The sequence below is a fragment of the Clostridium sp. LXY-7 genome, from assembly GCF_056172015.1.
In genome coordinates this window covers 377555-393241 of sequence record NZ_JBLLJL010000005.1, presented here as the reverse complement: position 1 = coordinate 393241, position 15687 = coordinate 377555, and the positions used below count along the sequence as shown (strand labels likewise).

Annotated in this window: 12 protein-coding genes; 9 read left to right on the top strand and 3 right to left on the bottom strand. The window is 30.8% G+C overall.

The features are described from left to right. Positions 1–321 precede the first annotated feature (321 nt). Complete coding sequence (locus ACI48Q_RS18220; protein WP_474920546.1) at positions 322–1986, bottom strand: M4 family metallopeptidase; 1665 nt, start codon at positions 1984–1986, stop codon at positions 322–324. 484 nt (positions 1987–2470) lie between these two features. Between ACI48Q_RS18220 and ACI48Q_RS18215 the strand changes: the two genes are divergently transcribed. The 5 genes from ACI48Q_RS18215 to ACI48Q_RS18195 all read left to right on the top strand — a co-directional run bounded on the left by ACI48Q_RS18215 (position 2471) and on the right by ACI48Q_RS18195 (position 9326). After that, a complete protein-coding gene (locus ACI48Q_RS18215) occupies positions 2471–3400 on the top strand; it encodes an ABC transporter ATP-binding protein (RefSeq protein WP_474920545.1) in 930 nt (309 codons plus the stop codon). 16 nt (positions 3401–3416) lie between these two features. After that, entirely contained in the window at positions 3417–5087 is a 1671-nt protein-coding gene (locus ACI48Q_RS18210; RefSeq protein WP_474920544.1) for an ABC transporter permease subunit, read from the top strand. Between the two features lie 207 nt (positions 5088–5294). Further along, positions 5295–5813: a hypothetical protein gene (locus ACI48Q_RS18205; protein WP_474920543.1), complete on the top strand. Its 519-nt coding sequence runs from the start codon at positions 5295–5297 to the stop codon at positions 5811–5813. Between the two features lie 640 nt (positions 5814–6453). Beyond that, entirely contained in the window at positions 6454–9039 is a 2586-nt protein-coding gene (locus ACI48Q_RS18200) for a cation-translocating P-type ATPase (protein ID WP_474920542.1), read from the top strand. 119 nt (positions 9040–9158) lie between these two features. Beyond that, positions 9159–9326: a hypothetical protein gene (locus tag ACI48Q_RS18195; RefSeq protein ID WP_474920541.1), complete on the top strand. Its 168-nt coding sequence runs from the start codon at positions 9159–9161 to the stop codon at positions 9324–9326. Between the two features lie 262 nt (positions 9327–9588). Here ACI48Q_RS18195 and ACI48Q_RS18190 read toward each other — a convergent pair whose 3' ends face one another. Both ACI48Q_RS18190 and ACI48Q_RS18185 read right to left on the bottom strand, forming a co-directional pair. Continuing rightward, positions 9589–10389: a TIGR00266 family protein gene (locus tag ACI48Q_RS18190; RefSeq protein WP_474920540.1), complete on the bottom strand. Its 801-nt coding sequence runs from the start codon at positions 10387–10389 to the stop codon at positions 9589–9591. Positions 10390–10565: 176 nt separating this feature from the next. Beyond that, positions 10566–11306: a polysaccharide deacetylase family protein gene (locus ACI48Q_RS18185; RefSeq protein WP_474920539.1), complete on the bottom strand. Its 741-nt coding sequence runs from the start codon at positions 11304–11306 to the stop codon at positions 10566–10568. A gap of 810 nt (positions 11307–12116) precedes the next feature. Between ACI48Q_RS18185 and ACI48Q_RS18180 the strand changes: the two genes are divergently transcribed. The 4 genes from ACI48Q_RS18180 to hydF are packed head-to-tail and all read left to right on the top strand — an operon-like array spanning position 12117 to position 15146. After that, entirely contained in the window at positions 12117–12362 is a 246-nt protein-coding gene (locus tag ACI48Q_RS18180; protein WP_474920538.1) for a TM1266 family iron-only hydrogenase system putative regulator, read from the top strand. Positions 12363–12371: 9 nt separating this feature from the next. Further along, positions 12372–12494, top strand: coding sequence for a hypothetical protein (locus ACI48Q_RS18175; RefSeq protein WP_474920537.1), 123 nt, complete (start codon positions 12372–12374; stop codon positions 12492–12494). Positions 12495–12498: 4 nt separating this feature from the next. Further along, complete coding sequence (gene hydG / locus ACI48Q_RS18170; protein ID WP_474920536.1) at positions 12499–13908, top strand: [FeFe] hydrogenase H-cluster radical SAM maturase HydG; 1410 nt, start codon at positions 12499–12501, stop codon at positions 13906–13908. A gap of 17 nt (positions 13909–13925) precedes the next feature. After that, positions 13926–15146, top strand: coding sequence for a [FeFe] hydrogenase H-cluster maturation GTPase HydF (gene hydF, locus ACI48Q_RS18165; RefSeq protein ID WP_474920535.1), 1221 nt, complete (start codon positions 13926–13928; stop codon positions 15144–15146). Positions 15147–15687: the final 541 nt, after the last annotated feature.

Below are 15687 nucleotides of genomic sequence, written 5' to 3'. Positions count from 1 at the left end.
TATTGAAATTGAACTTCATATTATTGCTGTGAATACCATTTGCAGGAACCTTAGATTTACTTAGGCTATGTGAAAGCAAAAAGCGTTAAGAAAGACAACCTGTTCGAGTAAAGCGAGTTGTTGTCTTTTAGCTTTTTGCTTGAATATAGTCTTAGTAAATCAATGTTTCGAAACGGTTGAGCAGTAATAATATGAAGTTCTAGTTAATTTAATTTTTATAATATAGCTATTTGTACTAAAAAGAGGATGTGACTCAAAATGATTTTTAATCATTTTGAGTCAACTATTTCTAAAGATAATTTATTTCTTAATAATTAGGTGTTAATTAATTCCTACTGAAGTAAATGAATTGATTACAGCTTGAGCTTCTGTTGAATTAGCACCATATAAATCTTTTGCAGCTTGTACTAGACCCAATCTAGCTTGTGAAAAATTTGTGTTAGAGTTAAAATATACAGTCAATGCTCTATAGTATATATTAGCAGTTTTCTCACATCCTATAGATTGTGCAACAAGAAATGCAGCTTTATTTGGTATTCCGGAATTAATGTGAACTCCTCCCCAGTCTCCAGCTTGAGTATTGGGAAGATTTTTATAGTTGGTCATATGAGCAGGTTGATTATAAAGTGTTGGATTAGCTAAACTTCTTAATGCATCACCTGGTGTATTAGGAGTATAAACTTCATCGCCTACTACCCAATCTGATGAATTAAAGCTCCATTGACCACCGTTTTGAACATTATATTTGTCATAGGTTTGTACTAGGACTCCTAAAATATCTGACATGGATTCATTTAGTGCTCCTGGTTGATTAGCATATACTAAATTAGCACTTGATTCTGTTACTCCATGAGTCATTTCATGAGCTACTACATCTAGATCTCCAGAAAGTGCTTTAAACACAGATCCATCACCATCACCATAAATCATCTTATATCCATTCCAATAAGCGTTGTTATATTTTGAACCATAGTGAACAACGGAATCTATAGACATACCATTTCCATCTATACTATTTCTATTAAATAAATTTTTATAGAAATTATAAACGACTTCAGCATAGCTATGAGCACTTACAGCAGCTTTGTCAGTAAAGGTGGTTGTAGAGCTTGTAACTAAGGTGCCTGTTTCAGTATTTTTATTATTAGCAGTATAGGTCTTAATAGTTCCAGACATGGCTTTACTTACATCTTTTAATTGATATTGACTACCAGATTGATATACATTTAAAGATCTAGAAGTTCCATTGACAGCAACACCTGTGCCTGTAGTAGCGCCATCACCTCTTAATTTACTTATACTATCTATAATATCTCCACTATATACATCAACGAAAATTTCCCAACTACCTATTTCTGGCTCCTCATATACGATATTAACTTTATATACTTCATAGGCAGCTTGTCCATTAAAATATACATATTTTTTAGCTACAGGAGTTTCACTCAACTCAGTAAAACTTTTTGAAAGTTTAGCTTTTTCTATAGCATCTTTTTCATTTAGTGGAGCATTGCTTTTTTTAACTATACTATTTATTCTATTTTCAAGAGTACCTGTCATTCCACTTATAACTCCATCCTTGTTAAAATGAATAGTTATAGTCTTTCCATAAACTAATTTTCCATTGAAGGTTTGTTGTAATTTCATATGAGTAAACCCAAGATTATCTTTTTCTATTTTAATAGGGCTAAATCCATTATTTAAATTCTTCATATCAAATAAAGAAATATTATCATCTAAAAATTTAATAGCGCTATCAAAAGAAGTACTAGTTTCCTTTGATAAAATTCCGGTAACAAATAACTGCATTCCATTGTCATTTTCAAAATAGGAACTATCTTTTCCATCACTAAGCTTTTTGAATTCCTGTAAAATAGCAGATTTATTTTTTGTAGGAACTGGAGAAGCATTAGTGTCTACATAATGAAATGAAACTGTTGTAACCAAGGCCAAAGATGCTAAGATGGAAATTAATTTTTTCTTCATAAAAACACCCCTTTTAAAATTTAGTATACTTTCATTGTAGTAAGGGGAATAGTAAATAGACACATTTACTTTTTATCAAAATCTTTATAATTATTTATAAAAAAGTTAATTTATTACACATAATATTCTATTTCTCTTAAGATTTTAAAGAAAAATGTAAATGAATAAATTTACATTAATTTTTATAAATTTATGATTCAAACTACATATATTTAAGCCTATTTGTATAATGTAGTTTCATTATTACAATCTATATAATTAAATTTATTCATGTTATTAGATACACTTCTGTTCAAGTTTGATACAAAACTTTTTATGCTAGAATCAATTCTTACAATTTTCTTAAGACTTTCTTAAAGTACTCTTAAACCCCTTATAAAATCAAATTTGTTACTATATAATGACTTTAGTAATAAAAAATATGAATCTGTAAAACAACAGAAATTATATGGATACAAAGTAATAAAAACTATGAGGTGAAAAGATGGCAGTAGTATTAGAGCTGAAAAATGTTAGTAAAACTTTAGGAAAACGAAAAATTGTTGATAATGTAAGTTTTGCAGTAAATTCCGGTGAAATATTTGGATTTTTAGGACCAAATGGAGCTGGTAAAACCACTACAATTAAGATGATTACAGGACTTTTAAGTATAGATGAAGGTGAAGTTTTCATCAATGGAAGTAATGTTAAGAATAATTTTGAGAGAGCATTAAAGCATGTAGGTGGTATTATAGAGAATCCTGAGATGTATGGATATTTATCAGGACGTGATAATCTTGAGATTTATGGAAGGATGCATGGAAAGGTTTCAAAAGAAAGGATAGATGAAGTAGTTAAAATAGTTAAGCTTGAAAATCGTATTGATGATAAGGTTAAAAAATATTCTTTAGGAATGAGACAAAGACTTGGAGTAGCCCAAGCATTATTACATAAACCAAAACTACTTATTCTCGATGAACCTACTAACGGTCTAGATCCTATGGGGATAAAAGAGTTAAGGGATAACCTTAGATATTTGGCTGAAAAAGAAGGGTTAGCAGTACTAGTTTCAAGTCACCTTTTAAGTGAGATGGAGCTAATGTGTGACAGATTTGGAATTATAGATAGTGGAAAAATAATAGATATTAAAACCTTAAAAGACATTAAAGACAATAATTCAGATATCAATACTTATTCTTTAGACGTAAATGAGGTAAACAAAGTAATAGAAATTATAAAAGATAATGATAATAACATAATAATGGAAGAGTACCAAAGTAAACTAAGATTGCGATGTTCTCGTGAAGAAATAGCTAAGATAAATAGGTATTTAACCGAAAAGGATATTTCAGTATACGAGATATCTATTGTATCAAAAACCCTTGAGGATGAATTCATGGAGATAACCAATGGGTCAAAAGGGCAAATATCTTAGTTAAAGGAGAAGGAAAATGGGAAAAATAAATGGACTTATAAAAAATGAATTGATAAAACAATATAAAAAAGTCAGCGTTAAGGTTATAGTAATTTTAATACTACTTTCAAGCTTACTACTACCCTTTGGAGTGAAATTTTTACAACAGTTGGGAAATGATGATTGGTATATAGAAAATTATAAAAATCAAATTTCTTATTTAGATATGAATATGCAGAGCATTGAAAATAGTAATAAAAAAGGAGATATGCTTCAGAAACGTTATTATGAGGCAGAAAAGAAACAATATAACCTATTAATAGATAATAAGATATCCTACGAGGATTGGAGATCTGAGAGTGCGAGTCAATGGGTTGAAAAAGAGACAGAGAGTATAGCTATTGAAGCTATGTTAGATGGTTATGACAAAGAGACTATATTAACTCATTCCTATTCATTAGCTGAAGAGGATGTTACTAGATATTTTGAAATGCCAAAGGAAGAACTTCAGGGAACTCTAGACAAGGTAAATAAAGAAAAGACATCCATAGAGGAAGCAATAATAAAGAATGATTATATTAAATTTTTAGATAGTAGTATAGCATTATCTAAAGAATCAATTGAGCAGCAGAAAAAAGAAATAGTAACTATGGAAGAACAGCTTAAAAATGAGCCACAAAATAAAGAGCTAGGAAAAGCTATAGAGAGTAGTAAACTACAATTGGCAATGACAGAGGAACGTTTACAGGCTACTCAATACAGATATGATAATAAAATTCCTTATGACAATGGAGATTGGAGAAACTTAACTATTAAAGACTTAGCTTATAACATTGATTCAAAGGGACAACCTGTTTTAAGTGAAGAAGAATTTAATCAACAATATATGTATCAAATAGGTAAAGGAGTTACCTATGAAAGCTATAAGAAAACCTATGAGGAAAACCAACAGAAAATAAATGAAAGCATAGCTTTAGATTGGCATAGTTTAAAAACCGATGTACCGCAGATTGATTTTCATAAGGATGCAAGAAGCTCTGTAGATACTATATATCTTATATATGTATCAGTAGCTATAATACTATGCGTTATAATAGCTGGAGGAATTGTTTCATCTGAATACTCCACTGGAACCATAAGACTTCTTATGATAAGACCAGTGACAAGATGGAAAATACTTTTCTCAAAATTATCAGCAGTATTTATCATAGGATACACAACTCTTATCTCCACTGTACTACTAGTTATATTTTCAAGTGGACTCTTATATGGTTTTGGTGGATTTTCCACAAAAATTCTAGCATATAGCGGCGGTGCTATAGTAGAAAAAAGCTATCTTATATCTATTATACCTAAGCTTTTATTTTCAAGTATCAGCTTAATATTCATAATAGCATTAGCCTTTGCTATATCTACTATAATTAAAAATACGGCACTAGCTGTAGGACTAACTATTGTGATGTATTTAGGTTCTTCACCAGCTACTTTGGTTATGGCAAACTTAAAAATGACATGGGTTTCTAAAACTATATTACCATATATGAATTTATCATCTTTCCATATGAGTCCATATTATGCCAATATGCTTAAAGAGCAGTATAATGTTATATTAAATCCTAATATGGGAGCAATACAGCTAGCTATATTAGCTGTAATATTAGTTGCAATATCTTTTGTTATATTTGTAAAGAAAGATGTTAAAAACTGATATATAATTAGCCAGTTTAATTGTCCAATTTTTTTAGCTGTGTTAATAAAAGGACTTTTCATATGATAAATGAAAACTTACTAAAAGCAAGGCAATACTCCCCCGTAAAAAGCCTTGCTTTTACTTTTCTTTATATTTTATGAATAAAACTTAAGAGTTTAGCATTAATATGTGATATAATACAAAAAAATGGAGAGGGGAATTGATATGAGTGGATTTACTATGGACAATATTTTATTATTGTTAGTTGGATTAGGATTATTAATGTTAGCTATAAAATTTTTAAAAGGAATTTTTAAAGCAATTATAGCTATAATTCTCATTTTAACAGTGGGAATATCTGCATATAATATATTTATAGCAAAGAAACCTATAAGTTACGAGATAAATAGATATAAAACAGACTTTGCTTACACTAAAGAAGTAAAAAATATATCCTCAGAAGCATATAAGGCCATAGATGAAATAAAAGAAAATAAATCAGTGGATGAGAATATAAATACACTTATGGCTTTAAGGGAAAGGGCTAATTTACTTGAGCATAGTGAGGAAGCTAATTTTATTCACAATAGGTACATGAATAGCTTAGATGGGGTAATTTTAGCATCTAAGGGGTATGCTACTGCAAAAGGTGCAGAGGAGCAAATTAATAAACTAGAAGGACTTACTAAGGAATTAAATATTGGATTTATGGATCTGATTATGGGTGGAAATAATACGCAGTAGGCATAGATAAGCGCAGCATATACTTGCAGTGAAGTATGCCAGAGATGTAGAGAATAGGCTTTGCCAGTGAATGTTTTGAGAGAGAAAAGCGAGGGATTATATGCAATCTCCGGTTGCACTTCACTAAATAAATTGCTTCACGATTTATTTAAAGTTTCTCGTATTTTTATCAATATAAACTTTGAGAGCTCGAATGCCCCAGAAACATACAGAGATTATAGATATACAAGTTAGTATTGTAAATATAGGAACTAGAGAATACATTACTCCTAAAACCATAACATAAACCTCCTTTAAAATATATCTATATTATAACATGGAGGAAGATGGTTTCAAATAAAATCATAAATATGAAATATTATACATTATTTATAAATGTGTATTAAAATTCTTAAAAAATATATAAAAAGTTCATTGACTTATCGACTGATTTATAATAACATATGCTTAAGTTAATAGTAGATGCTTCTATATTAAAAGGGAGTAGTAATAAATGTAGTATCAACACTACGGCGACGCAAGTTCCTGGTACTATATACCTTAAAAGGTTACAAGACTTTTAATATAATCTTCATGAAATTTGGGGATTATATTAAAGGGCTTGTTTTTTTTGTTATCAATTATTGGGAGGAGTTTTAAAATGAAGCAAGTTTATAAAAAATCTAAAGAAGAATTAATGAAGTTATTAACTACATCAGATAATGGATTAACCAAAGAGGAGGTAGAAAGAAGAAGAAGTGAATATGGTTACAATGAACTAGAAGAGAAGGCTAAAAAAACAGTGTTTAAAGTATTTTTAGAGCAGTTTAAGGATTTGTTAGTATTAATACTTATTGGAGCTGCTACTATATCTATATTTTTAGGACATATTGAAAGTGCAATAGTTATATTTGTTGTAGTAATTCTAAATGCCATCTTGGGAACCGTACAGCATGTTAAGGCAGAAAAATCACTAAGTAGTTTAAAGGCAATGTCTTCGCCCATAGCTAAGGTATTCAGAAATGGTGAGAGGCTAGAAATTCCATCAAAGGAGTTGATAGTGGGTGATATTTTATTTTTAGATGCAGGTGATTTTGTGGCTGCAGATGGTAGAATACTTGAAAATTATAGCCTTCAAGTGAATGAAAGTTCTCTAACAGGAGAAGCAGAAAGTGTTATAAAGATCCAAGATGTAATAAAAGAAGATAATGTACCCATTGGAGATAGAAAGAATATGGTATTCTCTGGAAGTCTTGTAACCTATGGTAGAGCAAAGATTCTTGTTACTAATATAGGTATGACTACTGAAATTGGTAAAATTGCAGAACTTTTAGAAAATACTAAAGAAAAGAAAACCCCACTACAGATTAATTTAGATAAATTTAGTAAAACCCTTGCCATTATAATATTGTTTATAAGTGCAGGAATTTTCTTATTAAATGTATATAGAGGAAGTGAATTTATTGACTCCTTCATGTTTGCAGTAGCTCTTGCAGTAGCAGCTATTCCAGAGGCATTAGGATCTATAGTTACTATAGTTCTAGCACTAGGTACTCAAAAGATGGCTAAGGAAAATGCTATCATAAGAAAACTTCAAGCAGTAGAAGGATTAGGTAGTGTTTCTGTAATTTGTTCAGATAAAACAGGAACACTAACTCAAAATAAAATGACTGTTAAAAAATTATATGTAGATGGTAAAGAAATTAATCATGATGAATTAGATAGATCCATTGAGCTTGAAAACAATCTATTATTAATGAGTATATTATGTAATGACTCAGTAACTCTAGATGGCAAGGAGATGGGTGATCCAACGGAAGTCGCACTAGTAAATTTAGCGGATATATATAAACTAGATGAATTAAAGATTAGAGAGGAATATCCAAGATTAAGTGAAATACCCTTTGATTCAGATAGAAAGCTCATGAGTACAACTCATAAAATAGGTGGAAAAAATCTGTTATTTACTAAGGGTGCTCTTGATGTAATTATTGATAGAGTAATAAAAATAGAAGATGAAACTGGCATTAGAGAGATAACTAAAGAAGATAGAAAACAAATTGAGAGCATAAACGAAAAGTTTTCTAAAGCTGGTCTTAGAGTTTTAGCATTTGCATTTAAGAGAATGGAAAAAGTAAAAAATATTGGATTAGAAGATGAAAATGATTTAGTGTTTATGGGATTAATTGCTATGATGGATCCTCCAAGAGAAGAGTCAGCTAAGGCGGTGGAAGAGTGTATAAAGGCTGGAATCAGACCAGTTATGATAACTGGAGACCATAAGATAACGGCTTCAGCTATTGCTAAGCAAATAGGTATATTACAAGAAGGTAGTATGGCAGTAGAGGGAGCGGAAATAGATGGATTAAGTGATGAGGAACTTAGGGAAAAAGTAGAGGGCATATCAGTATATGCAAGAGTTTCTCCAGAGCATAAGATTAGAATAGTTAGTGCGTGGCAGGAAAAAGGAAATGTTGTAGCTATGACTGGCGATGGTGTTAATGATGCTCCTGCACTTAAACAAGCTGATATAGGAGTTGCTATGGGAATTACAGGTACAGAAGTAGCTAAGGATGCTGCATCTATGGTACTTACTGATGATAACTTTGCTACTATTGTAAAAGCTATATCTAATGGAAGAAATATATATGCCCATATTAAAAATTCTATTAAGTTTTTGCTTTCAGGAAATACAGGTGCAGTATTATCAGTATTATATGCATCCTTAGTAGCATTACCAGTGCCTTTTGCAGCAGTGCATCTATTATTTATAAACTTACTTACAGATAGTCTTCCAGCTATAGCTCTAGGAATTGAGCATCATAGCGATGAGATTATGAAAGAAGCGCCTAGAGATATAGATTCTCCAATATTAACTAAGAAATTTGGACTTACTATATTATTTGAAGGATTGTTAATAGCAATAGCTTCAATGACTGCTTTCCACATAGGAGTGAAAACTGGAGATAATATGGTAGGAAGCACTATGGCTTTTGGCACACTATGCCTATCTAGACTAATTCATGGATTCAATAGTAGATCTAAAGATGCTAAGTTCTTCTCAAATAGATATTTATGGATAGCCTTTAGTATAGGATTAGTATTTTTAAATTTAGTATTATTATTGCCGGGATTACATGGGGTTTTTGAAGTGGCTAGCCTTACTTGGAAACAATATTGGACTATATATGGCTTATCATTAGTTCCATTTATAGTGATACAAATAAAAAATTTATTTAATAAATAATTTTTCTAATTTCAGCAATAATAAATATGAAGCTTAATTTTAGGCATATGTAATAAAATAGACAAGAATACTGACTAGTTATTTTTTTGAATATGTCTCATTGAAGAGAGGAGAAAATTATGAGAAAATTACCAAAGGGAATGCATGAAGAAGCTGTTGAGGTAACAAAAAACATGCTTTCGCAGTATAGGGGTATGGAAGAAATAGAAGTTATGGCAGGAATAGAGCCTAAAGAAATTGAAGAAATTCATGAGAAAAAAGTAAAGCAAGGTAAATTAAAAAGATAGAATTAAAAATATAAGGATTTGTTTTAATACAGTGTTGATAATGAACTACATATTATTACTCACAGCTTTGCATAAGTTCACCCATCCGGGTACAGGCAACTAGAGATTCCTTTGCTCTGCAGGAATCTAAGTAAATCTAATCTTCCTGCAAATGGTTTGCTTCGCAATAATATGTAGTTCTAAAATCAACACTTGTTTAAAACAAATCCAAATATAATAATTAGAGACATAGCTATCTGAAGAGAAATACTAAAGATATTACTTAGCGCTCAAATAAATTTCCAAGTCCACCTAAGATACTTCCTTCATCTTTGCCATATTTTCCACCAGACATAGGCGCCGCGGCAAATACCTTTGATGCAAGTCTACTAAATGGTAAGCTTTGAATCCAAACTTCGCCAGGGCCAGTTAAAGTAGCAAAGAAAATTCCTTCTCCACCAAATAAAGTGTTTTTAATTCCACCTACAAATTGAATATCATAATGAATGTGTTGAGTCATGGCAACTAAGCAACCAGTGTCTATTTTTAAGGTTTGCCCAGGAGCTAATTGTTTCTTTATTATAGTCCCACCTGCATGAACAAAGGCAATTCCATCACCTTCAAGCTTTTGAAGTATAAAACCTTCTCCGCCAAAGAAACCAGTACCAAGTTTTCTCTTAAAGTCAATTCCTACGCTAACACCCTTAGCTGCGCATAAAAAAGCATCTTTTTGACATATTATTTTATTACCATACATAGAAAGGTCCATAGGAATAATTTTTCCAGGATATGGGGAAGCGAAGGCAACTTTTTCTTTTGCCACGCCACTGTTGGTAAAGGCAGTCATAAACAGACTTTCACCGGTAAGAACTCTCTTAGCAGCACCACCTAACTTACCCCAGAGACCTCCATTATCACCATTATTTGAACTGCCATCTCCAAATATAGTTTCCATAGTTATGCTATTATCCATCATCATCATAGCTCCAGCCTCTGCAATGACGGTTTCCCATGGATCTAGCTCGATTTCTACGAATTGCATATCATCACCGTATAAATTAAAATCAATTTGATGAGAATTCATTTTTTAAGTCCTCCTTAGATAATGTATTTTATTTTAGTATAACAATTCCACAAATGTTAGTAAATTAAAAATAATCTGTAGATAATCTAAATAAATAGACATAAATTCTAGAAGTAATTAGATTACACAGAGCAGTGAAAATTTTAGAAATAAAAATAAAAGAGCTCATTACTCTTTTATTTTTGTGCTTTTATAGGAAAATATAATTCAGGAGTTTCCTCAGTGATAACCTTAAATTCAAAACCTAAATCTTTATAGTATTTAATTACATCAGGTAGTGCTATACAGGTATTTTTATGAGTATAGTCACAGTGCATTAATAGTATTATAGGATATTTTGATACTGTAGTTGAAGTGGCCTCTTTATATAATTTGTAGGGACTGGTTTTACAATTAAGACCATCAGACATATAGGCATTCCAATCATATATCTTAAATTTTTCACTATGAAGCTGATCTAAAAACTCTTCACTTAAGCGTTTTGTGCTACCGCCAGGAAATCTTATTACATTATATCTTATTCCTGTTATGTCATAGAGTTCATCTTGACATTTCTTCATTTCATCAATAAATTTTTTCCTACTAGAATATATAGTTTTAAAGTTATGAGTATAGCTATGAAGCCCAATATTATGCCCTTCATCTTGAATTCTCTTTATGGCTGGCTCAAAGCCTTCAATTTGATTACCTATTATAAAAAAGGTTGCTTTCACATCATATTTTTTTAATATATCCAAAATTTTATAAGTAACTACACTGGGGCCATCATCAAAAGTCAAATAAATGATTTTTTCACTAGATGACAATTCCTTAGTTGAAGTCGGTACACCATAAGCAGGAATAGATGAAAATATAAAAAAACTATGGATAAGAAGTAGAAAACAAATAAATTTCAAAGTAAATTTAACACTTCTCATTTTTGACCTCCTAAATTCAGCTATAAGAAATAAAAACGTTATTAAAATTAGTTTGCTTTAATTTTATAGAAATATAGGTGGTAATTCATAACAAAATTAAAAATAAAAAATATTTAAATATATGAGTTGTAATAAAGTTTCTACATTATAAATTAATTGATATGAGCTTCATATTATCCCTGCTCAACCGTTTCGAAACCTTGATTTACTAAAGTTCTATTCAATAAAAAATCTAAAATACAACAACTCACTACGTTCGGACAGGTTGTATTTCTTAACGATTTTTTCTTTTATAGAGCTTAAGTAAATCTAAGCTTTCTGCAAATGGTATTCGCAGTGATAATATGAAGCTCAATTTCAACAATTTATTAAACATACTTGTAATATGAATTATCTTTATTGCAACTTATATATATGAAAAATACAATAGGAAATTGACAGAAAGTTATCTATTTACTAAATAATATTCCAGTAGTAAAATGAAATTATACATAATCTTTATTATGAGAATTAAATCCCATAATCGAGATTAAATATATTCAAAAAATATATGAAAACCTAATTGTAAGGAGTTTCTAAACAAAAGGGTGGTGGATATATAACATTCCTATGGTAGAGTAACCATAGGCTTAGTTAGTTGTAGCTTAGTATGGTGATTTATGCCTTACATACTAAACTAATGCAAGATTATTACACCAACACTTTGTGCTGGTGTTTTTTATTGTAAATAAATGTAACGACCCCTGGGGTGATTACATTTTATGGGATGACCCCAGGGGTCGTTACAAATTATTACAGGAGGATGTAGTTGTGGAAAAGAGAATTGCGGTGATAGGAATAATTGTAGAAGAAATAACAATGGCAAGGGAAGTAAATGATATATTGCATGAATTTAATGAGATTATTGTAGCTAGAATGGGAATACCTTATAAGGAGAAAGAATTGAGTGTTATATCCATTATAGCTGATGGGTCAGTAGATGAGATATCAGCCATGACTGGAAAGCTTGGAAAATTAAGTGGAGTATCAGTGAAAGCTGCTATTACTAAGAAATAGTTGAGGAATATGGAAAGTAAATTATTAATTAATGAAATTATTGAAAGATATGTGCCGAGGGAAGAGAGACGTGAATTAGAAGATTTTATTCGTTCTTTAGAAAGAATTATTACTAATAATAGGGGGATTTAATAAAATGATAGAATATAGTGCTGAGGATTTTATAATTAATAGCGAGATAATTAACTGTATAGAGGAAGGTAAAGAATTAGCAAAGGATAGAAATGTGATAAATAGTATATTAGATAAAGCTAAACTTGCCAAAGGTTTTACTCACAGAGAGGCGGCAATACTTCTTTCTGTAGAGGATGAAGATATTTTAAAGGACATGTTCAAAACCGCTAGAGAAGTAAAAGAAACTATATATGGAAAGCGTATAGTTATGTTTGCTCCATTATATGTTGGTAATTATTGTGTTAACAATTGTGTATATTGTGGATATAAGCACTGTAATGAGGAATTAAAAAGAAGAAAGCTCAGTATGGATGAATTAAAGGATGAAGTAAGAGTTCTTGAGAGTCTTGGACATAAGAGAATTGCCCTAGAAGTAGGAGAAGATCCAGTGAACACTCCTCTTGAATATGTGTTAGAATGCATAAAAGAAATCTATTCACTAAAATTTGATAATGGTGCTATCAGAAGAATTAATGTGAATATAGCTGCAACTTCAGTAGAGGATTATAGAAGATTAAAAGAAGCTGAAATAGGAACCTATATACTTTTCCAAGAGACATACCATAAGGAAACCTATGAGATAATGCATCCTAATGGGCCTAAACACAATTATAATTATCACACTACTGCTATGCATAGAGCAAGAGAAGCGGGAATTGATGATGTAGGTATTGGGGTACTTTATGGATTATACGACCATAAGTATGAAACCATAGCTATGCTTATGCATGCCGAAGAATTAGAGAAATCTACAGGAGTAGGTCCTCATACTATTTCAGTACCAAGACTTAGAGCAGCTGAAAATGTAAGTTTAAAGGACTATCCACATTTAGTTAATGATGAAGATTTTAAAAAGGTAGTAGCAGTGTTAAGACTTGCAGTACCATATGCCGGAATGATTTTATCAACTAGGGAGGAAGTAGGATTGAGAGATGAAATAATAGCCCTAGGAATTTCACAGGTTAGTTCTGGTTCTTGTACCGGTGTTGGTGGATATGCTGAGCATGAAAAATTTGCAGATGAAAAACCACAGTTTGAAGTTGGAGATCAGCGATCACCTATAGAAATACTTGAGAGTCTTATGGAGAGTGGCTATGTTCCAAGTTATTGCACAGCTTGCTATAGAGAAGGTAGAACTGGAGATAGATTTATGGCATTGGCCAAAAGTGGACAGATTAATAATGTATGCCTAAGTAATGCGTTACTAACATTGCAGGAATTTATTGAGGATTATGGAACAGATAGAACAAGAGAATTAGGGGAAAAGATAATAAAGGATAACTTATGTACTATACCAAATGAAAAAGCTAGAGAAGTAGCAAGAGAGAGAGTAGAAAGAATTAAAAATGGCGAAAGAGATTTAAGGTTTTAGAAAGTGTGGGAAAAACTATGATGGATACACCAAGAGCTAATAGACTTCATATAGGTATATTTGGAAAGAGGAATGCAGGTAAATCCAGTGTGATAAATAGTATTACTAATCAAAATATAGCTTTAGTATCAGAGGTGAAAGGAACTACCACAGATCCAGTATATAAAGCTATGGAGCTACTACCAATAGGACCAGTAGTAATTATAGATACTGCTGGAATTGATGATGTGGGCCATATTGGTGAACTAAGAATGGAAAGAACTAAAGATGTTGTAGATAAGACAGATATAGCACTTTTAATTTTTTCATTTGAGGATTTAATTGAGAAAAATAATGATTTATCTTTAGAACTACAGTGGTATGGATTTTTAAAAAAGAGAAATATACCAGTGATAGGAGTAATAAATAAGAGTGATGTTGCGGTCAATGAATACATCATTGAAGAAAAGCTTCAGGAGCTAAAAAAGAGCTTCAATATAAACTTTATAGATATTAGTGCTAAAAAGAGAAAAAATATAGAGGAACTTAAGAAACTTTTAATTAGTAATGTGCCTAGCGATTATGAAAGAGAGAGCATTTTAGGTGATATAGTTAAGCCAGGTTATAGGGTTTTATTAGTAGCTCCTCAGGATATTCAGGCGCCGAAGGGAAGGCTTATTCTTCCACAGGTACAGATTATTAGGGATCTACTAGATCATAAGGCTATACCCATAACTGTAACTTTAGATAATTTAGAAGAAGGATTGAGCATATTAAATGGAAAGCCAGATTTAGTTATAACAGATTCCCAAGTATTTGGCATAGTGAACTCTAAATTGGAGAAGTCAATACCCTTAACCTCTTTTTCAATTCTCATGTCAAGATATAAAGGTGAACTTGAGGAGTTTATTACAGGGGCCAAAGTAATAAGTACTCTGAAGTCAGGAGATAAGGTGCTAATAGCAGAAGCCTGTACCCATCATTCACTAAAAGGTGATATTGCTAGAGAAAAGTTACCTAAATGGATAAGAGAGAAATATGGAGAAGTACAAATAGAAAATTTTACAGGAAAAGATTTTCCTACTAACTTAAATGAATATAGAGTAGTAATACACTGTGGAGCATGTATGCTTAATAGAGCAGAGGTATTATCTAGAATAGAAAGATGTAGAGAAAATAAAATACCTATAACTAATTTTGGAACTGCTATTGCAGAGCTAAATGGAATTTTGGATAGAGTAATTGCTCCTTTAAAGTAAAAGCTTTGTTTTAAATGGTTGTTGATTTTAGCGCTACATATTAAAATAAAGCCTAAATAAAAAACTTAGGGGTTATACAATTATTTGATTAGCTGATAGATGATAGAAAGAGTATCATAAAACCAAAATTTACAAAGTGTATATTTATGGTAATATAATATTGTAATAATGTTTCCTGATTATGAAACGTTAATAATCTCTTTCCTTTGAGCTCAACATAAGTTGAGCTTTTCTATTTTATAGAAACTTTGAATATCAAGGGTGCAATATTAAAACATTGTTAAATATCTTGAAATTAAGAAAAAAATAACATATAATTAAATTATATTAACCTATAAAGTTTTCACTACATCAGGTAAGGAAAAGAAAAATTTTATTTACTATGTTTCTTGAAATCTAAAAGGTTGGTTAAGAAATTAGTTATTATGCTGTAGACAATACATTTGTATACAGCTTATCATAGGAGTTTTATTCGTATAAGGGGAGATATATCAGGATGATTTTAAAAATCACTATGATATAATCTTCCCTTTGTGTTTTT